The sequence below is a fragment of the Gimesia algae genome (assembly GCF_007746795.1).
GTDB lineage: Bacteria > Planctomycetota > Planctomycetia > Planctomycetales > Planctomycetaceae > Gimesia > Gimesia algae.
Window position 1 is genome coordinate 4,144,601 of the sequence record NZ_CP036343.1, and the last position, 24,823, is coordinate 4,169,423.

The window sequence follows — 24,823 nt, forward strand, 5'->3', positions numbered from 1 at the left end:
TGCTTGCTTCAAGTTGCGAGTATCCGGATTAGTCAGCCCCCTCATTGTGAATTTACGCGTCCGCATACCCCAGTCGGGCGCCAAGAAGTTGTAATGATGATGCATTTGTGACATATTTGGCGAAGGAATACTTTCACACCAGATTCTTCTTGCATGGGGAGTGAGTTCATGCTTTGGCTTCTAGGTTCAATTGCCGTATTTGTCGCCTTGTCCGGGTTGATGGCCGCTGTCGATGCAGCAGTCCTTAGCGTTTCTCAGCCGGAGGTCGATGAACTGATTCTACGCGGCAAATACGGTGCGCGACGGCTGCGGGAAGTGAAACAGGAACTGACTCATTCGCTGGCCGTCGTCGTGATTCTTACCAACCTGATCAATGTACTCGGGCCGATTCTCGTCAGCCAGCAGGCATTCGTACTTTACGGCCCAAGGGCCTTGGTTCCCATCACGATTGTGCTCATGCTCGGAACGATTGTCTTTTCGGAAGTGATTCCGAAGGCGCTGGGATCGCATTACGCGCCGCGATTGGCTCGCTGGTCAGCCCCAGTGATTCGCGTCTTGGGGTTCGCCATCTATCCGCTCAGCGTTGCGCTCGCCTGGCTTTCCGACACGTTGATGCGGGGACAAAGGAAAATCGGAACAGAAACGCAGATACGCGCGCTCGTCAGACTAGGTCGAAAGGGCGGCCACATCGAACCGGACGAGGGCCACATGATCTTCCGAACGTTTTGCCTCAACGATCGGATGGCTCAAGACATCATGACACCGCTGGAAAAGGTGGTCTCCATTCCTGCATCGGCCACGGTTAGAGAAGCAGCAGATATTATTCGCACTCAGGAGTTTTCACGCTACCCGATGTTCGGAAAATCTCCTGACGATGTTCGGGGTATGCTGATCGCCCGTGATGTATTGAGGATGCTTGCTGATGGTGAGAAAGAGACGTCAATCACCTCGATCCTGCACTCGCCATTTGTCGTCTGTGCCGATACTCGCGCCGACAAACTGTTGATGGAGTTCCGCACGCGTCACCAGCATCTGGCCGTCGTTCAGCAGATGGAACGAACAGTCGGCATTGTGACATTGGAAGACGTTCTGGAGGAAATCGTCGGCGAAATTGAGGATGAGAAGGACGTTGAGTCGAGATGGTGACGCTCATGTCTTCAATCGTTACCTCAATTGTTGCCGCCGCACGCGGCCAGCACGACATTGCGGTCAGCAGCAATCTGATGAAACAGATCCAAATATAAATTGCACGAGACATTCGTCGATTTTGTTCGCGAAACTCGTCATTTACGGTGCAGCAATCAAAAACGAACGATTGACTGCATCAGACGATACCTCTATTAAGATTTGTCTTGATTCATACACTACTTATAAGTAGCATTATTCTATACATGTACGAAATTCAACATTCCTTTTAAAGACTTAAGTTTAAGTCTCGGCACTCTGTTTTACAAAAAATCATTTACATGATTCTAGTGATAACACTAGTACCAGGAAGTATCTATGCAAATGCATCTCCTTGTATGTGTCTGCAGAGTGAGGATAGTTGTTTCTGTGAAACAGATCAATCAATTGTTGTAAAGCAAAAAAAGAGTTGTTGCGCAACTAAGACTGTCGAATCCAATCTTAAACAGCTAAATGTGCGAACAAAAAAAGGCGTTTGTTCTGATGCGCTTGATAGAAACAGGAACGCGCACTTCGTTTTCGTAACTTGAAACTGCCTTCCAAACGCTCCCACCATTCCTTTGGCATTGAATCGGAGCCAGCTTGTACCTGAACTAGTAAAAGAACTTCTTTCATTTAACACTTTCACACTCTCGACAGATACTGAGAGTGGGGAAAATCTCCATCTTCAGTCGGGTAGACACCTACTCGTCCAATCTCTACATAATTGTACTGCAGAAAATATGCAGTTTCTTCAATGCATCTGGTTGAGTCGATATGTCGGTAAATTCTGTCCTGAATTAAGCATACCTATAAGGAATCTACCTCATTCTACTCGTTATACTCATTGCAATCCAAGCTGTCAAATTTAGATTCAAGAGTGACCTGATACGAGAACCGCTATGTGTATCTCTTTCTCAAGAGATACTTCTATCTGGGATTGTGGACTTACCCTCTTCGAGAATTGTTATCAAATGACGCTCTACAGATTTTGCCAGAACCGGGATGTTGTAGCCTCCTTCGAGAGTGCTCACTAAACGGCCATCACAATATTGATTTGCGACATCCACAACTAAGGAGGTCAATGAAGCAAAGTCTTCAACTTCTAAACCAAGCGATCCAATAGGGTCTTCTCTATGTGCATCGAAGCCGGCGCTTAATAACACAAGATCCGGACGACAGCGATTCGCGGCTTGTTGTAGAATCTCTTGGAATTTCGTCAGAAGATCAGCCCGCGACACACCAAACGGGAGTGGTAAGTTAAAAATGGTTCCCAAACCTGGCCCTGCTCCTGTTTCATCGGACGCACCAGTCCATGGGAAAAATGGCGAACGGTGAATCGATACATAGAATACGTCGGCATCTCGATAAAATACTTCTTGTGTCCCATTCCCATGATGAACGTCCCAATCCACGATCAATATTCGTTTGGCACCACGCTTCCGAGCGTGAATCGCCGCAATAGCGACATTGTTGAAAAGGCAAAACCCCATGGCAGTTTCTGGAAGTGCGTGATGGCCCGGTGGTCGCACAAGGCATATTGCTTGGTGATGTGGACCTTCAAATACCCTATCGACGGCATCAATCACCGCCCCAACAGCGAGACTGGCGACTTCAAAAGATGCCTTGCTAACGACTGTATCCGGAGCAATCAGACCACCTCCGGAAGTTGTAAACTTCTCTACATGAGAAATGTATTCCGGATCATGGACTAAAAGAAGTTGCTGAAGGGGCGCTGGAGCAAACTTTGCTACTTGAAATTGATCGATGAGCTTTGTCGTTATCAAGTAGGTATATAAATAGTGGAGACGTTCGGGAGACTCAGGGTGAATCCCAGTTCGGTGTTCGAGAAAGCGTGGATCAACATATAACAGTGCCATGAAATGCCTTAATTCAATTTCTTAGAGGCATAGACAATGCCTAAATCCATGTCGTGACGAAGTTCAAAACCCTGCTTGCGAAACGTAGCCAACATCTGCTGGTTGTCTAAATCAGTTTCAGCAACCACCTTTTGGAGCCCCCATGATTTTGCGACTTCCATACAATACCGGGTTAATAGTGTTCCTAATCCTTTCCCCTGCCAGGGATTAACTACCAGGATGGCGTACTCAGCCGTCTCGTGGTTCGGCTCAGCAATTAATCTACCAACTCCGATAAGTTTCCGTTCTCCTTTCTCTTTGACTTCAGCTACAATTGCCATCTCTCGGTCATAGTCAATAAAACAATACCGTGTTGCCATCCCATGTGTGATGGATCTGAACAGAGAATGAAAGCGGGCATGGATGGATTCCGGGGTGCATGCAACGAGCAATGTGTGCCACATCGGTTCATCTTCCGGTCGGATAGGCCGCAACAACACGTCTTCTCCATTTTTTAACCGGTCCTGACGAACAAATCGTTCTGGATAGGGGCATATGGCAAGATGCGAATAAGGGCGAACAGCCCGATTCACAAGGGGCTTGTCAATAACCACTCGGGCATCAAGCGCTATGATGTCATTTGGGGTCACAAGTAACGGGTTGATATCAAATTCTTTAATTTCCGGAGAATCTGCCACAAGATAGGAAAATCTGATCAGCACCTCGATGAGTCGATCTAAATCGACTGCAGGCCGACCACGATATCCCTTGAGTAACGGCCAGGACTTCAAGGACTCAAGCATCCTTCGCGCCAATCGTTCGTTCAGAGGTGGAAGTTCCAGGATACGATCTTTGAAACACTCTGCCGTAATGCCACCCGTCCCGACAAGAATGATTGCACCAAATGTTGAATCTTTCTTGGCACCGACGATCAATTCCAAGCCCTGTTCCGACGCAATCATCTTCTGCACAGTCACACCCTCGATTTGGGCATCCGGTCGAACCTGCCGTATCTTCGCTGTGATTTGCTGGAATGCACTTCTTACATCTTCAGAGTGATTTAAGTGCAGCAACACTCCACCAACTTCTGTCTTGTGAGTAATCTGTGGTGAAAGTACCTTCAAAACTACGGGGTAACCGATTCGCTCAGCGACTTCAATGGCTTCATCGGCGGACCGAGCAGTGAATGTTCTCGTGATTGGAATCTCATAGGTTGCCAGCAATTCTTTAGAAACGTTCTCAGAAAGAATTTCCGGTCCCTCAAAGAGAACGCTTCCCAATTCTTTCTTTCTTCTCTGATTATCTAAAGTGAATTCCCAAGGAATATCTCGCGGCGTTTCATAGAGAATTTCACGGTTCCACCTATAGGATACAAGATACATGAATGCTCGAACGGCCTGTTCTGGTGTGGCATAAGTAGGAACATCGCATTTATTTAAGCAGTTGATTCCTTCTTCAACTGATCGCCCTCCCATCCAAGCGGTCAAAACTGGTTTGGAAGAGTGTTGCGCACTCTGACCGATTACTTTCGCGGAGGCCATCGAATCTGACATAGCCTGTGGTGTGAAAACAACAAGTACGGCATCAACGTCCGGATCTTTCAGGACAATTTGAGTGGCCTCCGCAAACCGTTTTGGAGACGCATCACCGAGAATGTCAACGGGATTTCCGTGTGACCAATAGGGCGGCAATGCATTATTGAGTTGTTGAATCGTTTCTTCAGAGAGCTGCGCCAGCGTTCCACCGCAAGCCATCAAGGCATCGGTGGCCATCACACCAGGGCCACCCGCATTGGTAACAACGGCCAGTCTCGCTCCTTTGGGAAGATCGTGACGCGAAAGCAATTCTGCACAGTTGAAGATTTCGTCAAAATCGTAGATCCGAACTATCCCCGCGCGTTGAAATGCTGCATCGTATACGGCATCTTCGCCAGCCATGGCCCCAGTATGAGAAGTAGCCGCTTTGGCTGATTCTGCGAAGCGTCCGGCTTTGTACGCGACGATTGGTTTGGTTTTCGTGAAGGCCCGAGCAGCCGACATGAACTGACGGGCTTCGGTGATCGACTCCACGTAGAGAATTATGGATTGGATTTTGCTTTGTTGGCCAAAATAATCAATCAGATCAGCATAGCTCACGTCAAGCATATTGCCTATCGACACAAAATGCGAAAATCCGATATCTTCTTGAACCGCCCAATCCAATACAGCTGTGCAAAGCGCCCCAGACTGGGAGACAAATGCCACATGTCCCGGCTTTGGAGTCATCGCTGCAAAGCTCGCATTGAGCTTCAGGCCGGGAACAATGATTCCCAGACAATTCGGGCCGATGATTCGCAGATCAGGGATTTTTCGCGATTCTTCTCTAATCTGTTCTTCCAGGGCTTGTCCTTCTTTTCCGGACTCGCGGAAACCTGCGGAGAGAATAACCATCCCCTTGATTCCTGCTTCACCACACTCCCGAACAATTCCAGGCACAGTATGAGCAGGAGTGCAAACAATGGCCAGATCGGTTTGCTTCGGAAGAGTTTTCACATTTTCATAGGCCGAAATCCCTTGTACTGCCTCATACTTCGGGTTGACCGGGTAGACAACACCACGGAATCCATTTCCGATGAGATTACTTAGAACATTAAACCCAACCTTGGTCGGATTGTTACTCGCACCGACTACTGCAATGCGTTGCGGCTTGAAAATTTTGTCAAGGTTTCGAACGCTCATCTAACTCACCGTGAATCGTTAGTTCTTACTGATAAACACATACCCTCTGGTCGAGAATCCTTGCATCTCACACAATGTAGTACTTTGACGTTTCATCGCAATAATTGATCTTCTTCAAACCACTGTAAATATCTTTATAGATGTCAAAAAATAGTGATACGTTATACTCACTTCAGTCAATTATATCCTGAATCACTGCTAGAATACTATGGCGTCCGGACTGGATAAAAGAAATCTTGTCTCTCGCAAGATTGCTAACTCTCAAAGGATTTTAAAGAACTTACTCTGTTTAATCTGATTCCCGACTTGACAACAAAGTTTGACCCACTCAAAGTTTTAATAGATTGGCAACAGTAGAAAGTAATTCAGGCCCTAATGGTAGAATCCTATGGAGACACTGACTTGGATACTCGGATCGGGACTCGTTATGAGTGCGATTGCACTTGTAGGTAGTCTGACGCTTGTGTTGCGTGAAAGTACTCTCAACAAAATCTTACTTCCACTCGTTGCCTTTGCCGCTGGATCGCTAATCGGTGGTGCTGTCTTTCATATGCTTCCCGCTTCGATAGAACATTTCGGAAATGAAATTTCCGTCTATGTCTGGCTCATGTCTGGCTTTGTTTTGTTCTTTTTTCTTGAGCAATTCATGCACTGGCACCATTCGCACCATCCAGCTGAACAACGCAAACAGCCATTAACATACTTGATCCTCATCGCAGATGGCTTGCATAATCTCATCGGTGGTCTCTCTGTTGGAGCTACCTTTATCATCGATATTCGATTGGGTATCGTAACGTGGCTGGCTGCAGCAGCACATGAAGTACCGCAAGAACTGGGAGATTTTGGGGTTTTAGTGCATGGAGGTTGGAAGAAATCCAACGCACTTATCTATAACTTCCTCTCCGCCTTGACTTTTCCCCTCGGCGGGTTAATCGCTTATACAGTCTCAGCGCAGATGGACGTTGCATTTCTTATTCCCTTCGCTGCAGGCAACTTCATTTACATCGGTGCCGCCGACCTCATTCCCGAGATCAAACAAGCTACAGACGTTCGCACAAACATTATTCACTTGCTCTCTTTTATATCAGGTTTGGTTCTACTATTCATCATTCGGCTCCTTATTCAAGATGCTATCTGAGATCTCCAACGACAGTGATCAGCCTCGTCCAAACCTGCCAGTGAAACTAAGAAGCTCACACCTTCCAAGATTTTAAACGTAAATACATCATTACTCACCCGTCTTCGCTGGTTGCGATTGCGAATAACATGGGTTAAGTGAAATCTGAACGAGCGTTTCCGGAGCAGGAGCCGATTGGGAACTTTGTAACAAGGAGTCTCTGTCGCGTGGAATCCGAACTGGCGCTGGCGATCCCGGATCGACGGAACGAATCACGACGAACAAGCTCGAACCGAGCATCAGTACGGCGGCGAACACCGGATGCAAATATCCACTCGCCGCCACGATCATGCCGATCGTGTTATAGACGAGTGCGAATCGCAAAGTGGTGCGCAGTCGATTGGTTGTCCGACGCGACATGTCGATCAACTGGGCAAAGACACGCAAGTCATTTCCGTACCAGACTGCATCTGCTGTTTCATGCAGCATGGTTGAACCATTGGAGACAGCGACCGCGATGTCGCTTTCTGCCATCGCCAGCGCATCGTTAATTCCATCCCCCACAAACAATACGTGCGCACCGTCTCGATTCAGCTTCCGGACATAGTCGGCTTTGTCCTCGGGAGTCATCGCTCCGACCGTCGTATCGGCAGGTAATTTGTGGACCCGGGACGAACTGTCGCCGGAAAGAACGAACGTTTGCACGCCAGTTTCTTTCAGTACTACCATTCCACTGGGCACGCTGTCAAACGCGGTCTCAGTGACTTGAAATCGTGCTGTGATCTCTCCATCAACTTGCATCATCAAAACGAAAACCACCGTTTCGTCGGCTGCGGCCAAGTTGCGAAACCACGAACTGTATTTACCATTGTCTTCGTCACTCTCGTTTTGCACTCGCCCTAGAAAGACATCATGCTGCGTTTCGTCACGCCTGACGACTGCCTGAACACCAACCGCTGGTACCAACATAAATGATTCGCAAGTGAATTGGTTCGTGCCATCACGGTGAAACGCGGCGGCGATCGGATGGCATGACCTCGATTCCACTGCGGCGGCGATCTCTAATATTTCCTCGCGAGACCATTCACAATCCATGCGAACATCGACGTATGAGAGTGTTGGTTGCACGACGGTCAGTGTGCCTGTTTTGTCGAAGGCAACCGTGTCGATCTCTGCCAACCGCTCAACGAGATCACCTCGTTGCGGTGCGATCGCTAGCTCAAACATTTTTGAGTTGGCTTGCCAGATGGCAATCGGTGTTGCAAAACCAAATGCACAGGGGCAAGCGACCAGTAACACCGCTAGTGCCGTGAACAAACCGGCTGAAACACTATCCAGAGTCATCCATACCACGAACGTGGTAAGGGCAACAGAGCAAACAAACGGCGTGAACCAACTGGCGATACGCTCGGCCAGCGATTGCCAACGACTTGGCGTCTGTTTGAGTTTTTCGATGACCCGTTGAATCGCGTCAATCTCGCGAACGTTGCCAGCACGACTTGCCTCCACCACCAGCGGTGCGTCCACGACGAGACTGGTTGCATAGAGGAAATCGCCTTTGATTTTGGGTTGAACATACGGCTCTCCCGTCATCCCGCTTTCCGAAACAAACGCTTCTCCTTGAACGATTATGCCATCGATGGGAACGATGTCTCCCGCAGCTAACCGAATACGATTCTTCGGTTGAACTTGTGTGATCGGTACGCGGAGACACTCTCCTGATTCCGTTTCAACAAGACAACTTGACAGACGGTCGAGTGGCGACTGGGTAGCGAGCGCGACGCGATACTGCGTTGTTTCTTTCACTAACGCACCAAAGCTGTAAATGACCAACAGAATATTCACGACCTCGAAATAGACCGATCCACTGCCAGTCAACACGGAGTTTAGCGAAATCCCTATTGCCCCCGCCATCCCCAGTAGAAACAATCCTTCGACGCCTAATCGACGACGTTGCCAAGCCGATTTCAGACCAGCAATGAACTGAGGAACAAGCAATGAAAAAACCAACACTACCGACAATAACAATCCAATCAAGAACCATTGACGTGTTGCTGGCTCCATGATAGACAGATTGAACGTCAGCGTAAACAGCATGCTATTTCCTGCAATAAACGCCGCAGAAACAAGACGCACCACACACCACATGAACTGCTTTTTCTCCGCATCTGCAGACAGTAAAGCCTGTGGTCTTTCGAGAGGTGGTTCCCTGGTGGAATGGCAACAACTCATTTCTCAACCTCACGGTCACGATCAGTTTTTCCAGAATCTTCTGTTGCTACGTCATTTTGGTCTACCATCACTCTTACAGGTAATTCAAGCGATTCTAACTCCTCAGCAGTCCATGCCCTGCGCGTTCCGATAGACGAACGAACCTCAGAGATAGTTGCTTCCGCAACAGGCGGAAACCGATTCTCCCATGACGCTCGCACATATGTGAGCACGGCAGCAATGTCGCGATCACTCAATTGCTTCCATCCCGGCATTTGCCCGTTGAATCTCTTGCCATTTACCTCAACCGGTCCAGAAAGACCGCTCAGCAGAATGCGGGCAAGAATACGATCATCACTGGCAACCCATTCTGATTGATTCAGTGGTGGATACTTTCCTGATAAGCCTTCACCGTTTGCTTGATGACAAGAAAGACAATTGTTATAAATCCTTTTTCCAAGCAGCATCGGGTCGATCACTTTCGGGGATTGCTTACCTGAACCCCCACTTCTCGACACAAACGCGTCTGGCCCATCATAATTGTGTGGATCAAGATTACCATCGTAGGCTGACAGATACCAACCTCCCAACATCGACATAGCGATGATCCCAAGCAACAGCAATAGCGGTGCACGTTTTTCCCTTTCCGAAGGCTCAAATTGCTCGCGAAGTACGGCGCGGTGAAGTTCGGGGACATCAGTGGATTCTCGATTCTCTTGTTCATAAGAGTCGAGCGAACGGGGTTCATGGCTATGCTCAGGCTCAATCATTTGACGTCTTCCAAATCATGTTTCTGGTGTAGCGTCAGCAAATATGCGACTAAATCCATCGCCTCTTTCTTGGGGATAATCCAAGTCGGCTGTCCTGCATATGCATTGGGTAGTTGAATAGCAAGGGTTCCCGGCGAAGTCGTTGGCTCGGATCCTAAATGTTTTTCAAAGAGAAACTTGAACGGTGGCATTGTGGAACCGATCGACGTGATTTGGGGATCATAGAGATGCAACAAATGCCATTGCTCCGTAGGTTGTCGCGCCCCAATATTGGCCAAGTCGGGACCTGTGCGCATCGTCCCGAGATACGGTGGGGACTGCAACACATAGTCACGCGGCACAGATCGCCTTTGGCCCCAGCCACGCTCGAAGTCCGCCCCAAACCCCTCAGGCCGCACTTGCTGCGAATGACAATAGATACATCCGAGGCTGCGATACATTTCCCGGCCGGGCGCTTCGCGCCATCTGTCCAAGGCAACCGGATAAACCGTCTGGCTTCCATCGGCTGAAACAATTTCAACTGGCTGCATCTCTTCAAACTGCCAGTTGGGAACGATAACAAGCCCTAATAAAGATGCGATTACAACTGCGAGTATTCCGAGAATGATGACGACAACACGGTTCATTGGTCCGCTCCCTGTAATCGCGACGCTGGTCGTGTATCTTCATTTTTCATTGATCGAAACAGTGTTGGCTCAACTAGCCAATCACCATCACGACGTAACATCTTGAACACGAGAATTGCAAAGGCAATGTGTCCAATCGTCAATAAAATACCGGCGATACTACGTGACCAAAGAAATGGTATGGTGTAGCGAACGATGTCGATAAACAGGATATTAGGATTATTCATCATCATGCCTTGAATCCAACCAGCCCACGTTAATCCGATCCAATACATGCTCATCCCGATCGCAGTACACCAAAAATGAGTCTTGATAAGGTGACTGCTGTACCATTCTCGCTCGATCAGTCGCGGCATGATGTAGTACATCGCACCGAATGCAACCATTGTATAAAACGCGTAGACACCAAGATGCGCATGTGCGATCGTGTAGTGCGTGAAGTGTCCTGTCTCGTTGACTGTCCGCAGTGCCGTCAGTGATCCTTGGATACTAACAATCGTGTAGGCCATTGCACCAAAAACCGTGAACCGCAATGTCGGGCTGGATTTCAGCTTCCTAAAGTGGCCAACCATTGTCATGTGATGATTCACGGCGACCGTAATTACGGGAACGAACATCATCAAGCTGCCAACTGTGCCGACTGTAATGACCCACGCTGGCAGCGGTCCACCGATTAAGTGGTGTGTGCCAGCCCAGTTGTAGAATAAGGCGAGTGTCCAGAAACCAAGGATCGAAAGCGAGTAACTGTAAATAGGACGTCCGATGACTTTGGGGATCATGTAGTAAGCAGACGCGAGCCCAATCGGCGTCAACCATAACCCCAAAACATTGTGAGCAAACCACCAGTTGGCTGTCCCTTTTGCAACACCAATGGCCGTGGGGGTGTGGATCAAGATTGTGGCCGCAATATAGAGAAACGGAAACCAGATCGTCGCGCCAAGTAGGTACCACTGGGATACGTAAAGATGTTTTTCCTGCCGCGTATTTAGCATCTTGACAGTCAACGCGATCACAAGAATAAAAACCGCTCCCAGTGCGATTGAAATCCACCAGGGAAACTCAAGCCATTCGATACTTGTACCGTTACCGGCAAGAATTTGCCAAACCCCAATCGCAACGACTATATTCCAATAGATGCCCGCAATGAGCAAAGCTTCTCTCCACGGAAGTCGAATTTTGCATAGTCGTGTCATGAGCCAGAGAAGCGTTCCCATGCCTGACATAGACGCCCAACCATAGGTCATCGAATTCAGATGAGCAGGTCTGACGCGTCCGAACGTCAGCCAGGCTGAATCGGCAAGAAATCCGGGTGTGTGCATCTTGATCGATGCAATCAGCGCCAAAAGTGAACCGAAGAGAAGCCAAAGAACAGCACTCGCATACCAAAAAACAACAACCTCACGGCAGGACCGATCCATTTCGTATCGCCGCTGCGCATCCGCTGTTTGGTTGCTGGTGGTCGACACATTACTGTCTGGGTTCATTCTTCATTTCCATCGTTTCTCAGATTTCTCTGAATGCTCTGATCCGATTGAAACATTGCCTCATCTCCCGGAAATGTGTCTGTCATCTCTCCTATCGGTTCGTCGTCATCAAAGATCGAGGTGGCTCCGGCTTGAAAGTCTCGCAATTGGTTTGTCGCGAACGCCCATACCAAAGCAGCAACTGCCGTCCCTCCCAGTAGTAACATGAATAACCAAATTGTTGCATGCGTGAGTGTCATCGTTTGTTTGATTCCTTCAATGTATTCCCAATCTCTTGTAGATTGGTTGGTATCTCAAGCACTTTTCCAGTCAACACAAGCTGCTGCAGTACTGTTAATCTGATAAAAAATTCAAGAGCCACCAAGGCTATGTTTGCATGATCCAGTCCATTCGACCGTCTTTACAGTTTTTAGGTAACAAACTGAATGATCACAATCAATTAGTCAACGAGTCTTCGTTCAATTTCTCTAAATTCATCTTTTGTCTTCCCGTTAAGTACTACTGATAAGCTATGTGTATCGGCCATGACATACATCTCAATTCTGGATGCGATTTCCAAACGACATTCTTGATCTCAAAACACTTTTCAATATAACCGTTGGTTATGAGTAAGTAAACACCGGAGAGATTTTTGAATAGCCAGTTGAGACCTAGGGGATTTCCCTATTGAAGATGGGGCTATTTTCCAGTTTTCGAAGGAGTACGGGTTCTGTAACGTGATGAATAACAAAGGGCGTATTGCAGAAGCGGTGACGTGAGTGTTTCTAGCACTGGATGGATGAGTTCTGCTTCATTGATTTTTAAAAACTATGATTTAATCATATTGTGGTCCAACAAATTTTGGGAGATTTTGAAATGAGTCGACTAGCACTTATACTTCTTTTCGGGCTTTTCGTTGCGATGATCGGTAGTCTCAAAAGTGCGATCGCCGGAGAGGCAAAAAACTCAGGCTTTGTTCAATATGGAAAGATACATGAGGTGATCGGCAAGCAAAAGCATCAAGGCCGTGTCAGGTTTACTGACCTGACCGCAAGGCTACATTTTTATGGAGTTGCAGCATTGGATTCTCTCGCTGGTGAAGCGACCGTTTTTGATGGAAAAGTCATTCTCACAAAGGTGAAGTCTGATGGTGCTCTCAGTTCAGAAACACTTTCCCAGAAAACGCAAGCCGCATTACTTGTTGGAGCTTATGTCGAGTCTTGGACTGAGCATTCCGTTACTAAGACCATTAAGTCTGACGATTTAGATTCACTGATTGAACAGACAGCGAAGAAAATAGGTCTCAATACTAATGAACCTTTTATGTTCGTCATTCAGGGTGATTTCCAAAATGTCCGTTTTCATGTGATCAACGGGGCTTGTCCGATACGAGCGCGAATGCGAAAAGAGGTTCTCCCTCAGGGAAAGCGACCTTACGAAGCGGATCTCATGAAAATCACAGGCAAGCTTGTTGGTGTCTTCGCCAAGGATTCTGTGGGTAATATTACACACCCCGCGACAACGACTCACGTACACCTACTCTATAAAGATGATCGGAGTGGTGAGATGCGGACTGGGCATGTTGAGCAAGTCACGTTACAATCGGGTACGACTCTGATGCTGCCCGAGGAAATAGCGAAATAGAAGGATTGATCGAAGCTCTGTAATGCCTAATCTGTTAGTACGCCGTGTTTGTAGACGTGAACTTTTAAAGGAAAGATGATAATGGCAAGCGAAGAACTCATTCAGGGGCTGAACCACGCACTCAACCGTGAGGTCTCCACATTCTTGCGGTATATGCTCCAAGGAGCGTCGATCAAAGGGGCCGAGTGGGAATCCGTACGGCAGATGTATCTGAGCGAAGTGACCGATGAAGTGGGCCACGCCCAGTATTTGGCTGGAAAGATCGTGATGCTCGGGGAGACGCCCAAGTTGACCCCGGATCTGACTCCTCCTCCCAGCGACGTGCGGACAATGCTCAAACAGGACATTGCCGAGGAACAAGTCGATGTAGCAGGTTACATGAAGCTGTCGAGTCTTGCGGAGCAGGAAGGCCTCGTTGACTTGAAGATGAAGATGGAAGAACAGGCGGTTGACGAAGCAGGTCACGCGGAAGAAATGAGGAGACTTCTCGGCTAAGGATTGATTAATCCTAACTCATCTGCTTTCCATATCGAACGACGACTCTCAATTGGATCAGCCCACATGATGAATGGAGTACTGGTTGCTGTGCTCATGGCCTTCGGCCGTGCATCTACTGAATCATACAGCAAACTAGTAGTACAACCCAATTGTAACGAAACAGTTCGTTCATGGAAATGGATTTGGAAAGTCAAGTACGACGTGATAATGAATACAAGCAGCGAACTGGGTATAATAGAATTGTGAATACCATGATGGGACGCAAGCAGCCGTAGAAATGATCAAGACTCTTACCCATCCAATCGTGTTTCTGAAAGGAGCCTGTAATGGCAAAGTTTCTGTTCATTCTCAATGATCCACCGTATGGCAGCGAGCACTCCTATAACGATCTGCGGCTTGCTGGTAGCCTTGCACGACACGAAGGTAACCAGGTTAAAGTCTTTCTAATCAGCGATGCTGCGGTGTGTGCAAAGCATGGCCAGAAAGTTCCCCAAGGCTATTACAACCTGGAGGTCATGCTACACCGGGTCCTGAGCCATCAAGGGGAAATCGGCGTTTGCGGTTCTTGTATGGAAGCACGAGGCATAGCCGATGACGAGCTCGTTGATGGGTGCCAGCGCAGCGACATGGATCAACTTACCGACTGGACTTTATGGTCCGATAAGGTGCTTGTCTTCTGAGTGATCAAGTTGAACTTCGTAACAATCTAACAGTCCCAGGTACGGATGCCTACTGTAAGTTTTTGGAAGGAGAATCTCAAATGCCATCCAAACAGGTCAAAGATATCTTAGACCACATTCGAGCCATACATTCCCAGCTTAACCAAGTGTGCAAACAACTCGGTGAACAAGAGCCCGATTCGCGTCTGCAACTACTCCTAAGATATCTAGGGCGACATGAGGAAAATTTTAGCAAGGCTCTGAATCGTTATGAAAAAGACGCGATAGGGAAAGGCGTGCTCGAAACTTGGCTTCAATTCTCCTCAGATGAAATCATAGACGAAGCGTTTCAAGAGGTGGATTTACACATGGGAATGACTCCAGAAGAGATTATTCGAAATGTATTGTTGCTGGACACAAAACTCGTGAAGTTGTACCGAGACCTTGCGATTTCCGCCCCAGTCCCGCGCGTACAGGAACTCTTCGCTGATTTGATACAGCTGGAAGAAGGTAAGGAACACCAATATGTTCGGATTCTGCAGGAATGGGAATAAAGGGCCTGGCCGGAACGAACGCTCATTGTGAATTGTTATCATCCTGTTTGATACGTTGTTCTACCATCAGGTTAACCCTTATGTTTTTTAAATCCTCTAAGGAAAAGTATTGAGGTCCCTCTTTCTGGTGAGACGATCTGAACTTTTAACGTCTCGTTTCTTTGCTCTTTTATATTTTAGAAGTGACAAAATTCAGTCTAACAGTATTATCAATGTGCAGGAAGATGATCGATGAAGATTGTGGCATTGTTTTTTCTGGTTGCACAAGGAAATGGCAAAGAATACTAAAAGGTCAACAAAACAATTCTGGAGGTATGCAGGATGACGGACGAAATAAAAAATTTGTCAGCTCCCTGGTTAATCGCTGCCTGGCCGGGAATGGGGAATGTCGGTTTGACAGCCGGTTATTACCTGATGGCAAAGTTGGGAATGGACCTGTTTGCAGAGTATTCTCCTCCGGAACTGTTTGATGTCGATTATGTAGAAGTTGAGCACGGCTTGATTCGAACGGGGATGCGACCACGCAGCCGTTTTTTTCTCTGGAGAGATCCTGAAGAACAACATGATCTCGTGGTCTTAATCGGAGAAGCACAACCTCAGCTTGGAAAGTATACATACTGTCAAAAGTTAATTGCTTATGCTCAAGATCTCGGAATTGAATGCGTTTATACATTTGCCGCGATGGCGACGGCCATGCATCCCGAGCATGAATCCCGCGTATTTGGAGCAGTGACCGATGAAACGAGTCTGAGAGAATTAAAGCAATTGGATTTGAACATTCTTGAAGAGGGGAACATCAGTGGTTTAAATGGGATTCTTCTAGGAGCGGCCGCTGAAAAGAATCTAAAAGGAACCTGTCTATTGGGAGAAATGCCTCATATCTTTTCTCAGTTACCGTTTCCCAAGGCATCTCTGGCGGTACTTGAAGCTTTCAAATCTATCTCCGGGATTGAGGTCGATACGACAAAACTCTCCGAACAGGGGAAAGAAATGGAGCAGAAGTTGGGAGAATTGTTGTCTCATGTGGAAAATTCAATGGGACGACAGCAGGAAACATACGAAGAAGCTTATCTGCCTGAGCCAATAGAAGAGCCAAAACTGACACCGGAAGAAGAACAAAACATTGAGGAATTATTTGAGCAAGCGATCCAGGATCGTTCAAAAGCATATGAGTTAAAACAGGAACTTGATCGCTTGAATTTGTTCAAAGAATATGAAGATCGATTTCTGGATTTGTTCAAAAATAACAAATGAAGCTCTGCTACAAAGCAGTCCACATATGTGTCCATAATTAAGAAGTGAGTGTTCTTATGCAAAACTTTCAGTTGGAACTTATGGGAAATGTGGCTACATCAGAGCGACGGACCGAATTTGTTGAACGAAAAGGAATTGGACATCCAGATACGATTTGTGACGGCATTGCGGAATCGGTTTCGATTGCCTTATGTGAGACCTATCTTGAGCGAGCCGGTCGTGTGCTGCATCATAATATTGATAAGGGACTACTTGTCGCCGGACAAACGACTCCCGCTCTCGGTGGAGGAGTTGTTCAAGTTCCCATGCGTCTTGTAATCGGTGACCGCGCTACAGCAGAATGGGACGGTTACCGAATTTCGACTGAAGATATTGCCATCAATAGTGCGCGGGAGTGGATTAAAGAGAATTTGCGTTTGATTGATCCCGACAGGCATCTAGTCTTTCAAAATGAGCTGAAGGCCGGTTCACCAGAGCTGACAGATATATTTTCTCGAAAAAAACTTACTGCCAATGACACCTCTGCAGCCGTCGGTTATGCGCCCCTTTCTGAAACGGAACAATTAATTCTAGCTACCGAGCGGCGGATCAATTCAGACGAATTCAAGAAGAAATTTTCGGAAGCGGGAGAAGATGTCAAAGTCATGGGAATTCGCCGTGATCGAAGTTTGCATTTGACAGTGGCAGTAGCAATGGTTGATCGCTATATCAAAGACGTCCAGCAATATTTCGACCGAAAGCAGGAAATGCGGCAGGAACTGATTCAATTTCTGGAACCTCAACTCAAGACTCTCGACAGAGTTCAGGTTGAGTTGAATACGCTCGATGATCCTGAACGGGGGTTGGGGGGCATGTATCTGACAGTCCTAGGAACCTCTGCGGAAGGTGCAGATGGAGGTCAGGTAGGACGCGGGAATCGAGTCAATGGGTTAATTACCTTGAATCGTCCGATGAGTACAGAAGCGGCGGCTGGCAAGAATCCGGTCAGTCACGTCGGAAAAATCTATAATGTTTTGAGTCACCATCTCGCGGATAAAATTCATGCATCTATTGAACCAGTGAAAGAAGTATGCGTCTGGTTATGTAGTCAGATCGGACGTGAGATCAACGATCCCTGGATGATGAGTATTGAAGTCGTTTTGAGTGATAATATCAGCCTTCAGGATGTAGAGACAGCTCTACATGCAATCGTCCAACAGGAACTGGCTGGAATTGATGATTTTGTCGTCCGATTGTCACGCGGAGAATTCAGCGTTTATTAGAGGTATCGTTACTAGAAGGCATCTCAAAACCTTTTTAATAGTGTAAATAAACATCCAAGAATTACAAAACTTTCGTAGAGGTAATCGTGGTATTCCCAGCGTGTGACAATCCGGCGGTAGTTATGCAGCCAGGCAATGCTGCGTTCTACGATCCAACGTCGTTTGAAACGTGGGAGCTTTCGACCGTCTTGCGTCTTCGGTTTGACTCTCGACTTTCGATGCGGGCAGATCAGATCGATCTTTTTTTCCATCAGCCGTTTGCGCAGTGGGTCCGAATCGGCGGCTTTGTCATAAACCAGTCGTTCGGGTTGTCGATTTTGCAATGTGTTTTTTGCAAGAAGTTGCTCGATCAGCTTGACTTCGCTGCGACTGGCCGATTCTGTGTCGATCGCCACAGGTGTCCCGTGACGATCGACGAAAATCATGACCTTTGTGCCTTTGCCACGACGAGTCGGGCCAACTCTTCTACCCCTTTTTTTGCCGAGGCAAACGTGCCATCTTTAAAGGTTTCTGAGAAATCAATCTGGCCGGCTTCATCCATTCGTTCCAGAATGATTTGCCAGGCAGACAAAAGTCGCCCTTCGATTGTCCATTGCTGGAACCGTCGATGGCAGGTGGCTTTAGAGGGATATTCTTTTGGTAAATCTTTCCATCGCGCTCCTGTCACCAGAATCCAGAGAATGCCTTCCAGGCAATCTCGTGGGTGGGCCTTGGGACGTCCTCCCTTTTTGGAGGGGGGAGTCCAGGGAAACAGTTTTGCAACTAAAGACCATTGGTTATCGGTCAAAATGACCGGGCGTTCCGTCCTGGACGCTGCTTTTGTGGAAACCCGTTTTCGTTTGGGCCACCAGACCAGCGTCATATACATGAGTAATTCTCCTTTCAGGAGAACTTCACATGCAAACGTCACGCCAAACAGTTCACTTTTTTTGACGTTATGAGACAGCTTCTAGTAATTCCGATCACACCCGGCACACTTTCTATCAGTTCTGTAGCGATATGTTTATGTTTACATGCCTTCACCGTACCAGTCAGCGTGATCCATCCGGACTTTGCTATAATATTGATGTCCGAAGATTCGACTTCGGGTGACCATATTAATACCGTATTCACATTTGAACGGAGCTCATTGTCAGGCACCAGTGTTGGATGAAATACCTGCAGCTCATTCTCTACTGCAACGACATCATCAATCATGCGTACGTCCGCCTCAGCAGAATAATAATCTGCATGAGTCGGAACCTCCCCGCTCAGATTGACGACACCATTATTAACCCGCATTTCCCAGATGACTTCCTACACTTTGGCACGTAATTTGCGCCACACCCCTACAAAACAAGGTTATTCTACCAATTCATGCCATGCTGACAGGGGTACTCGATGGGTGACAGCCAAAACCAGGATTTACGGGTCAGTTTTGACAGCCGATTGAAGCTGAAGTTCTGCGGCAGTCAGGTCACCACCGATGCGGGACTGTTGGCCTACCGGGAACTGGATGAAGCGCTCGGTCTGACGGAAATGGGCGGAGATGTGCTGAGCGATTCACGCCAGGGCCGCAACAAGCAGCACCAACTTGTGCCGCTGTTGCGTCAGTCGATCTACAGCCGACTGGCAGGCTACGAAGATGTCAATGACGCCGAGCGGTTGTGCGTGGACCCGGCACTATGTCACGTGGTTGGTGGAAGGGCGACATTGCCGGAGAAGCAAGCGGCTTCGAGCAGCGAGGTGGGCCGCTTCGAGACGCAGATGCTCAGCACGAAGCGCAATCTCACGGCGCTGATGAAGCTCTCCGGACGCTGGATCGATAACGTCCACCGGCGGCAACCGCTCAAAGAACTCATCCTGGATCTGGACAGCCCCGTCAGTGAGACCTACGGCCGGCAACAGGGCGCGGCCTACAACGGCCACTTTGCATGCTTCTGTTACCATCCGCTGTTTCTGTTCAACCAGTATGGTGATCTGGAGTACGCGATGCGGCGGCGTGGCAACAAGGCCAGCGCGAAATACTGGCGGAAGGTGCTGCTGCCGGTGATCGAACGGTATCGGCATTTGGACATTCCGAAGTTCTTCCGTGGCGATGCGGCGTTCGCCATTCCAGCGCTGTATCGTGTGCTGGAGAAAGCAGGCTATCGTTACGTCGTTCGCCTCAAAGCCAACGCCGTATTGGAGCGGGAAATCTCGCATTTGCTCACCCGTCCGGTCGGACGACCTTCCCACAAGCCCCAGGTCTTCTTCCATCGCTTCCAATATCAAGCAAAATCATGGCAGCGATCGCGTCGCGTGGTGGCCAAAGTTGAGTGGCACGCAGGCGAACTGTTCCCGCGCGTCGGCTTCATCGTGACCAACTTGAACCGACACTCGAAGAATGTCGTGAAGTTCTACAACGGTCGCGGTACGGCCGAGCAGTGGATTAAGGAAGGAAAGAACGCCGTCAGATGGACGAAGCTCTCCTGCCATACATTCAAAGACAATCAGGCGCGGCTGCAACTGTTCTCCTAAGCTTATAACCTCGGCAACTTCCTGCGGCAACTTCCTGCGGCGACTGGCGTTGTCCAAGCCTATACAGAACTGGTCGCTGACGATGCTGCGGGAGAACCCGATCAAGGTTGGGGCCAAGGTAACCCGGCATGCCAAGTACGTATTCTTTCAACTGGTCGAAGTGGCTGTGCCACGGAGATTGTTCGCCGCGATTCTTGATCGGATTGCACGACTGGCAATTCCGCCTCCGGTAACGCATGACGTGAAGCGGAAGTATATCAAATAGCGAAAAACGGGGTTCCTCACAGAGAATGTCTGCGCAGAAACCGTGTTGACTACTGAAAAATGATTCGCTCGGGCAGCAATTTCCGGATCTCAACAACAGAGGCACAACAAGAGTGGCGAAAAATCACTTTGTTTTAGACACGGGGGACCGCAGTGGTTACAATCAAAGAACGTCCATGCCTGGAGTGGTTTCAGGCTGATCTATATGGGAAATCTCGATTCGAGGAAGTCGAGGTGCTGTTTCTTCACATTACATCAGACCGCCTGGATCGACGTGCTCAGGCAGCAGTATGCCAGTCCTGACAAAGCCGCCGAAATGTATGGCCTGAGCGAATCGGCGGAAATTTCCGATTGGGATGAATTTGGCGAGGTGACCCGGTGGGGGCTTCCGAAGGACTCCCGCCAAGGGTTCGCAGACCAGTCGATAATGAACGCCGCCAGGATCGTCGAAGCCTATTTGAAGGCTCATTCGCGCCACAAAAAACAGCCCTACTACTAACCCTCGTTTCACTTTCGTAGACTACTGGGAAACAAAATTACTATCAGCAACGAGCCTGCCGCGTCTTGGGCGGCAGGCTACTGTTGTCGTCCACAACAACAAGCCTTCGGAGGCCCCGCATGATTCAACACTTTGCAACGTACTTTCCAACATGTTTCGTTCGGATCGGCGCGGTCGCACTCCTTGTTACGTTGGCCGCCAACACGACAAGGGCCCAGTCAACGCCGACGTCCGCTCTGAAGATCACACCGCCGAATCCGCCTAACACGGGCATGCTGTTTGTTAACCATTCCACAGCCAATCGCAGCGGACATCTGGGGCATGCGTTAGTGGAATACGACGACGGCAAACTTCTCGCCTTCTACCCCAACTGCTCCGGCGACAACGGCGGCCACTCGGCGGTCGGATGGATGGAGTTCAAACGATCGTTGGACGGTGGCCGGACGTGGAGCAAGCGGCTGCCGCTGCCGTTCTCGAAGCAACTCTTTAAGAAAGGCGAGGGCCGCACGGCGATGGCCGAAAAAGCGGTGCTGACAGATCAAGGCGACATCGTTTTGTTCTACCTGATCTGTGACATCTCGACGACCGCGCTGTGGCAACCTTACTGGACACCGCTGTCTTCCATTAGCTCGGACGGTGGGAAAACATGGAGCGAGCCCAAGCCGGTGTGCGAAACGCGCGGCCGAGTTTACGACGCCGTGTATCATGACGGAGAAATCCGCGCGCTGCATTTCGCCAACGACGCCACGGGAACGTGGTGGGGAACGACCGACGAGCACATCTTTGAACTCCACGTCAGCAGCGATGGCGGCAAGACCTTCACCCGACGAAGCGTGCTGCCCTTCAACACCAAAGACCGCGGCTATGGATCGCTGGGTCGTCTGGCGAACGGTGATCTGATCGCCTTTGTTTACAACCGCACCAACGAGCATGACCTCGACTACACAACCAGCGCCGACGGCGGCACGACGTGGTCCACCGTGAAAGCCTCGCACTTCCGCCGCAAGATCCGCAACCCTCAGTTCATCGGCTTCAACGGAACATTCTATATGCATGGCCGCAGCGGTGCGTATGGCGAAGGCAGCGGTCACATGATTCTGTACACTTCGTCCGACGGTACGAAGTGGGATGATGGCGTCTACCTGCGCATGCACGACACCGGAACCGGCGCGTATTCCAACAGCATCATCGTCGGTTCGAAAAACGACCAAACCCCGAATCGTCTGCTGATTCAGGCTTCACACGCCTACAAAGATAGTAAGACCAACGTGCTGCACTGGTGGCTGGACTGAACTGTGGCAGGCGTTGTTGTTTGCTCGACCCCCTTTCTCAAGACCGTCCCTGTAAATCAACGAATCCAAACAAAACGATGTCAGTCGAAGTCGCGCCGGCCCGACCGGTTTTCTGGAAGGCTACTCGGGATACCTGCATGCTGATGCGTTTACCGGCTACGACGCGATGTTTTCCGACATCGGATCGACCGTCATCGAAATTGCGTGCTGGGCACATACTCGAAGCCGGTTCTTCAAAGCCGTCGGCAGCTATCCACGTGAGTCGCACCAGGTGCTGGAATGGATCCGGCAACTGTATGACATTGAAGACCGTGCGCATGACAGCCCCGTCGACGCGCGTCGCGAGCTTCGTGTTCGTGAAGCGATCCCTGTGCTCGACAGGATTGAAACATACCTGGCCGAGCTGGCACCGCGTACGCTGCCAAAAAGCTCCCTGGGAAAAGCCGTTTTATATTCACCTTCTGACCTGATTCGATTCATGGAGTCTCCCTATGCCAGCTGGATGCAGCGTCTCCATGTGGAACATCCAGAATTAACAACCACTTTCACTTTAGATGCATCAACCCGTCCGTCCCAAAAAAGCTCATCAACAACCAGTCGTTTGATAATTTCGTCTGAAGTTGTATTGGTGGGTCTATCTTCGAAAGATGGTACTTGAACTAATTCACTCATCGGCACACCATTCACATAGATGATTATGTAACACAGAAATTCCGCTATTCCAACTTTCTTTTTAGCATTAGTTTAGAGACGCAATAGTACTTTTCAATCAGGTTATCAAACAGACTTCATATAGGATGATGTTCTCTCCCGTACCTGGGGGAATTCCCTATGCGCTGTGAATATTAAGATTTATTTTTAAAGGTGTTTACACAATTCTAGTCGATGACCGAGGTCATAAACGTACTGTCAATTGGATGCCCACTGCGAGTGAAAAAGCAGATATCGTTGCATACATGCTTTGCACATAGCCTCAATGATCGCAAAAAAAAGAGCCAACGCGTCTATTCGTCAATCCATTTGATAGCGGTTTCATTCTTTTGGCTCTTCACGAAACGCAGCTTCGTGTTGGAGCTTGTCGCGCTCGTCGTGCTCTGCGTCTGCAATAAACAGTGGAATGTAAGGAAATAGGATAACGACCGATAGGAGAAAGAGGACTGCTGCGACCATACCCATCATCGACCAATCTTCGACCATAGTTGCTGCCACGATGAAAGTCCCCAAAGCTAATAACAGCATCAAGGCCATGGCGGTATAAATGCCCGCGTATTGGACATCCATTTCAACTTCTTTTTGTGAAATGGTCGACTGATTTGTGCTGCGAAGCATTTTTGCTTTGGATTGCCGTTCCAGATAATTCACGAATACAAAACCAAGAAACAACACAGGGACTGGCAATGCAGCCAGATAGGCTGCCGGGCGAAAGAATACTAAGAGTACGCTCGTAGCAATCAGTGCGACGATCAGCAGGAAACGAAGTATAGTTTTTGCATGTCGCATCATCACGTGCGAGTCGGGCTCGCCAAGCTTGGGCTTTTCCATCATACCTGTCTCCTTTTGCTCGATCTCCGATAGCGGTCACTATTTGTGCTCAGCCATGGTGTTGATCCGAGAAGTATTAATAAATTCTCTAATACCGCCTTGGTTCCACAATCAGATGGGACACCAAAATGAAATAGAGGTTTCCGCTTCTAGTCTGACTTGTCGCCGACACTTCCGAGATGGCCTAAACTTGGAACTTTAATCCCGGTTTTCAATATTTTGGATCGAGGGTGACGTTCCACTAACGCTGGTGAGTCATGATGAATTGATCGCCAAATAGCACTATCAATCGGTTTTCCCGTATTAATTGTCTGACCAAAGACTTTCAACATTCGCCCCAGCAATTGTCGTCCCACAGGGACCCTGAGTGGATGTCCGTTGTTAGTGACTTTCGAACCATGTGACAGACCACGAGTCGAAGTCAACGCAATTCCACGGATTGTATGGTGATCTAACTGGGTGAGCACTTCAATGACAATTTCATGATGCTCTCCTGCATGTAGTTCGCTTTGTACGAGTGGCAATTGATGTGGAAAGCAGGCATCAATGACACTGCCCCGAACCGACAGAATGGTTCCCAAGTTGAGATCATTTGTCTGGATATTCTGCTGCATTTGCAATAGCACCCTTCCTGCAATAAACGCCCCGCTCTTGGCTCTTAACTTCATACTAGCAAATGGGAAACCGTCTGGCTACTTGCCTTCAACGGTGAAAATGATCGGATTTGTGACTGAACTCAAGCGATTGTAGATTCAAAAAAGACTCTTTTCCAGCATTTCACATACATACGGAAACAGACAACCCATCTGGCTAGTGGTTTCCCCCATGCCAGAACGGGGAATTACCTCTATTAAGATTCAGAGACTTCTTGGTGCTTAATACTTTGAAAAGTATAAGAATAGATCAAACGACAAAAATCTGTAGAACAA

At 48.5% G+C, this 24,823-nt stretch carries 23 protein-coding genes and 1 pseudogene; 12 read left to right on the top strand and 12 right to left on the bottom strand.

What is annotated here, in order from left to right:
* Positions 1-168 precede the first annotated feature (168 nt).
* Complete coding sequence (locus Pan161_RS15340; RefSeq protein ID WP_197995315.1) at positions 169-1,146, top strand: hemolysin family protein; 978 nt, start codon at positions 169-171, stop codon at positions 1,144-1,146.
* A gap of 935 nt (positions 1,147-2,081) precedes the next feature.
* Here the strand turns inward: Pan161_RS15340 and Pan161_RS15345 are convergent.
* Together Pan161_RS15345 and Pan161_RS15350 are read right to left on the bottom strand one after the other, a co-directional pair.
* On the bottom strand, positions 2,082-3,044 hold the full coding sequence (locus tag Pan161_RS15345) for a histone deacetylase family protein (protein ID WP_145228478.1): 963 nt from the start codon (positions 3,042-3,044) through the stop codon (positions 2,082-2,084).
* An 8-nt stretch (positions 3,045-3,052) separates the two neighbouring features.
* Positions 3,053-5,740, bottom strand: coding sequence for a bifunctional acetate--CoA ligase family protein/GNAT family N-acetyltransferase (locus Pan161_RS15350; protein ID WP_145228480.1), 2,688 nt, complete (start codon positions 5,738-5,740; stop codon positions 3,053-3,055).
* A gap of 388 nt (positions 5,741-6,128) precedes the next feature.
* On the opposite strand from Pan161_RS15350, the gene Pan161_RS15355 reads away from it, so the two are divergent.
* Positions 6,129-6,878 carry a ZIP family metal transporter gene (locus Pan161_RS15355; protein ID WP_145228482.1) on the top strand — a complete coding sequence of 250 codons (750 nt, stop codon included), beginning with the start codon at positions 6,129-6,131 and terminating at the stop codon, positions 6,876-6,878.
* Positions 6,879-6,968: 90 nt separating this feature from the next.
* On the opposite strand, the gene Pan161_RS15360 is transcribed toward Pan161_RS15355, so the two are convergent.
* Genes Pan161_RS15360 through Pan161_RS15380 form a run of 5 tightly spaced genes read right to left on the bottom strand, consistent with a single transcriptional unit; the run spans position 6,969 to position 12,187 of the window.
* Positions 6,969-9,089, bottom strand: coding sequence for a heavy metal translocating P-type ATPase (locus Pan161_RS15360; RefSeq protein ID WP_145228484.1), 2,121 nt, complete (start codon positions 9,087-9,089; stop codon positions 6,969-6,971).
* Entirely contained in the window at positions 9,086-9,838 is a 753-nt protein-coding gene (locus tag Pan161_RS15365; RefSeq protein WP_145228486.1) for a c-type cytochrome, read from the bottom strand. The genes Pan161_RS15360 and Pan161_RS15365 overlap by 4 nt, the downstream gene beginning before the upstream one ends.
* A complete protein-coding gene (locus Pan161_RS15370) occupies positions 9,835-10,464 on the bottom strand; it encodes a cbb3-type cytochrome c oxidase subunit II (protein WP_145228488.1) in 630 nt (209 codons plus the stop codon). The genes Pan161_RS15365 and Pan161_RS15370 overlap by 4 nt, the downstream gene beginning before the upstream one ends.
* Complete coding sequence (locus tag Pan161_RS15375; RefSeq protein ID WP_145228490.1) at positions 10,461-11,948, bottom strand: cbb3-type cytochrome c oxidase subunit I; 1,488 nt, start codon at positions 11,946-11,948, stop codon at positions 10,461-10,463. The genes Pan161_RS15370 and Pan161_RS15375 overlap by 4 nt, the downstream gene beginning before the upstream one ends.
* On the bottom strand, positions 11,945-12,187 hold the full coding sequence (locus Pan161_RS15380; protein ID WP_145228492.1) for a cbb3-type cytochrome oxidase assembly protein: 243 nt from the start codon (positions 12,185-12,187) through the stop codon (positions 11,945-11,947). The genes Pan161_RS15375 and Pan161_RS15380 overlap by 4 nt, the downstream gene beginning before the upstream one ends.
* A 616-nt stretch (positions 12,188-12,803) precedes the next feature.
* Between Pan161_RS15380 and Pan161_RS15385 the strand changes: the two genes are divergently transcribed.
* The 6 genes from Pan161_RS15385 (at position 12,804) to Pan161_RS15410 (ending at position 17,798) form a co-directional block, all read left to right on the top strand.
* Positions 12,804-13,571, top strand: coding sequence for an acetolactate decarboxylase (locus tag Pan161_RS15385; RefSeq protein ID WP_145228494.1), 768 nt, complete (start codon positions 12,804-12,806; stop codon positions 13,569-13,571).
* A gap of 81 nt (positions 13,572-13,652) precedes the next feature.
* The gene (locus Pan161_RS15390) at positions 13,653-14,066 is read left to right on the top strand and encodes a ferritin-like domain-containing protein (protein ID WP_197995317.1); all 414 of its coding nucleotides are present in this window, start codon (positions 13,653-13,655) and stop codon (positions 14,064-14,066) included.
* A gap of 329 nt (positions 14,067-14,395) precedes the next feature.
* A complete protein-coding gene (locus Pan161_RS15395; RefSeq protein WP_145228496.1) occupies positions 14,396-14,749 on the top strand; it encodes a DsrE/DsrF/TusD sulfur relay family protein in 354 nt (117 codons plus the stop codon).
* 80 nt (positions 14,750-14,829) lie between these two features.
* On the top strand, positions 14,830-15,282 hold the full coding sequence (locus Pan161_RS15400; RefSeq protein ID WP_145228497.1) for a ferritin family protein: 453 nt from the start codon (positions 14,830-14,832) through the stop codon (positions 15,280-15,282).
* Positions 15,283-15,603: 321 nt separating this feature from the next.
* Complete coding sequence (locus Pan161_RS15405; protein ID WP_145228498.1) at positions 15,604-16,536, top strand: PAC2 family protein; 933 nt, start codon at positions 15,604-15,606, stop codon at positions 16,534-16,536.
* A gap of 56 nt (positions 16,537-16,592) precedes the next feature.
* Positions 16,593-17,798: a methionine adenosyltransferase gene (locus Pan161_RS15410; RefSeq protein ID WP_145228499.1), complete on the top strand. Its 1,206-nt coding sequence runs from the start codon at positions 16,593-16,595 to the stop codon at positions 17,796-17,798.
* 23 nt (positions 17,799-17,821) lie between these two features.
* Here Pan161_RS15410 and Pan161_RS15415 read toward each other — a convergent pair whose 3' ends face one another.
* From Pan161_RS15415 to Pan161_RS15425, 3 genes are read right to left on the bottom strand one after another with little or no spacing between them, the layout of a single operon-like run.
* Positions 17,822-18,223: a transposase gene (locus tag Pan161_RS15415; protein ID WP_145228500.1), complete on the bottom strand. Its 402-nt coding sequence runs from the start codon at positions 18,221-18,223 to the stop codon at positions 17,822-17,824.
* Entirely contained in the window at positions 18,220-18,666 is a 447-nt protein-coding gene (locus tag Pan161_RS15420) for a transposase (RefSeq protein ID WP_145228501.1), read from the bottom strand. The genes Pan161_RS15415 and Pan161_RS15420 overlap by 4 nt, the downstream gene beginning before the upstream one ends.
* Before the next feature lie 38 nt (positions 18,667-18,704).
* Positions 18,705-19,079 (bottom strand): BON domain-containing protein, encoded by a 375-nt coding sequence (locus Pan161_RS15425; RefSeq protein ID WP_145228502.1) that lies wholly within the window; start codon positions 19,077-19,079, stop codon positions 18,705-18,707.
* A gap of 99 nt (positions 19,080-19,178) precedes the next feature.
* On the opposite strand from Pan161_RS15425, the pseudogene Pan161_RS15430 reads away from it, so the two are divergent.
* From Pan161_RS15430 to Pan161_RS15445, 4 genes and pseudogenes are all read left to right on the top strand, one after another.
* Positions 19,179-20,562 (top strand): annotated as a pseudogene (locus tag Pan161_RS15430) (IS1380 family transposase).
* 204 nt (positions 20,563-20,766) lie between these two features.
* On the top strand, positions 20,767-21,060 hold the full coding sequence (locus Pan161_RS15435) for a hypothetical protein (protein ID WP_145228503.1): 294 nt from the start codon (positions 20,767-20,769) through the stop codon (positions 21,058-21,060).
* 119 nt (positions 21,061-21,179) lie between these two features.
* Positions 21,180-22,352 (top strand): sialidase family protein, encoded by a 1,173-nt coding sequence (locus Pan161_RS15440; protein ID WP_145228504.1) that lies wholly within the window; start codon positions 21,180-21,182, stop codon positions 22,350-22,352.
* A gap of 55 nt (positions 22,353-22,407) precedes the next feature.
* Positions 22,408-23,010 carry an IS66 family transposase gene (locus tag Pan161_RS15445; protein ID WP_197995909.1) on the top strand — a complete coding sequence of 201 codons (603 nt, stop codon included), beginning with the start codon at positions 22,408-22,410 and terminating at the stop codon, positions 23,008-23,010.
* 374 nt (positions 23,011-23,384) lie between these two features.
* Here Pan161_RS15445 and Pan161_RS15455 read toward each other — a convergent pair whose 3' ends face one another.
* Positions 23,385-23,897 (bottom strand): hypothetical protein, encoded by a 513-nt coding sequence (locus tag Pan161_RS15455; protein ID WP_145228506.1) that lies wholly within the window; start codon positions 23,895-23,897, stop codon positions 23,385-23,387.
* Positions 23,898-24,043: 146 nt separating this feature from the next.
* Positions 24,044-24,508: a hypothetical protein gene (locus Pan161_RS15460; protein WP_232103252.1), complete on the bottom strand. Its 465-nt coding sequence runs from the start codon at positions 24,506-24,508 to the stop codon at positions 24,044-24,046.
* Between the last annotated feature and the right edge of the window lie 315 nt (positions 24,509-24,823).

Coding starts and splice junctions, on each gene's coding strand:
- Pan161_RS15340 (WP_197995315.1), top strand. CDS start 169: ATGCTTTGGCTTCTAGGTTCAATTGCCGTATTTGTCGCCTTGTCCGGG.
- Pan161_RS15345 (WP_145228478.1), bottom strand. CDS start 3,044: ATGGCACTGTTATATGTTGATCCACGCTTTCTCGAACACCGAACTGGG.
- Pan161_RS15350 (WP_145228480.1), bottom strand. CDS start 5,740: ATGAGCGTTCGAAACCTTGACAAAATTTTCAAGCCGCAACGCATTGCA.
- Pan161_RS15355 (WP_145228482.1), top strand. CDS start 6,129: ATGGAGACACTGACTTGGATACTCGGATCGGGACTCGTTATGAGTGCG.
- Pan161_RS15360 (WP_145228484.1), bottom strand. CDS start 9,089: ATGAGTTGTTGCCATTCCACCAGGGAACCACCTCTCGAAAGACCACAG.
- Pan161_RS15365 (WP_145228486.1), bottom strand. CDS start 9,838: ATGATTGAGCCTGAGCATAGCCATGAACCCCGTTCGCTCGACTCTTAT.
- Pan161_RS15370 (WP_145228488.1), bottom strand. CDS start 10,464: ATGAACCGTGTTGTCGTCATCATTCTCGGAATACTCGCAGTTGTAATC.
- Pan161_RS15375 (WP_145228490.1), bottom strand. CDS start 11,948: ATGAACCCAGACAGTAATGTGTCGACCACCAGCAACCAAACAGCGGAT.
- Pan161_RS15380 (WP_145228492.1), bottom strand. CDS start 12,187: ATGACACTCACGCATGCAACAATTTGGTTATTCATGTTACTACTGGGA.
- Pan161_RS15385 (WP_145228494.1), top strand. CDS start 12,804: ATGAGTCGACTAGCACTTATACTTCTTTTCGGGCTTTTCGTTGCGATG.
- Pan161_RS15390 (WP_197995317.1), top strand. CDS start 13,653: ATGGCAAGCGAAGAACTCATTCAGGGGCTGAACCACGCACTCAACCGT.
- Pan161_RS15395 (WP_145228496.1), top strand. CDS start 14,396: ATGGCAAAGTTTCTGTTCATTCTCAATGATCCACCGTATGGCAGCGAG.
- Pan161_RS15400 (WP_145228497.1), top strand. CDS start 14,830: ATGCCATCCAAACAGGTCAAAGATATCTTAGACCACATTCGAGCCATA.
- Pan161_RS15405 (WP_145228498.1), top strand. CDS start 15,604: ATGACGGACGAAATAAAAAATTTGTCAGCTCCCTGGTTAATCGCTGCC.
- Pan161_RS15410 (WP_145228499.1), top strand. CDS start 16,593: ATGCAAAACTTTCAGTTGGAACTTATGGGAAATGTGGCTACATCAGAG.
- Pan161_RS15415 (WP_145228500.1), bottom strand. CDS start 18,223: ATGATTTTCGTCGATCGTCACGGGACACCTGTGGCGATCGACACAGAA.
- Pan161_RS15420 (WP_145228501.1), bottom strand. CDS start 18,666: ATGTATATGACGCTGGTCTGGTGGCCCAAACGAAAACGGGTTTCCACA.
- Pan161_RS15425 (WP_145228502.1), bottom strand. CDS start 19,079: ATGCGGGTTAATAATGGTGTCGTCAATCTGAGCGGGGAGGTTCCGACT.
- Pan161_RS15435 (WP_145228503.1), top strand. CDS start 20,767: ATGGGAAATCTCGATTCGAGGAAGTCGAGGTGCTGTTTCTTCACATTA.
- Pan161_RS15440 (WP_145228504.1), top strand. CDS start 21,180: ATGATTCAACACTTTGCAACGTACTTTCCAACATGTTTCGTTCGGATC.
- Pan161_RS15455 (WP_145228506.1), bottom strand. CDS start 23,897: ATGATGGAAAAGCCCAAGCTTGGCGAGCCCGACTCGCACGTGATGATG.
- Pan161_RS15460 (WP_232103252.1), bottom strand. CDS start 24,508: ATGCAGCAGAATATCCAGACAAATGATCTCAACTTGGGAACCATTCTG.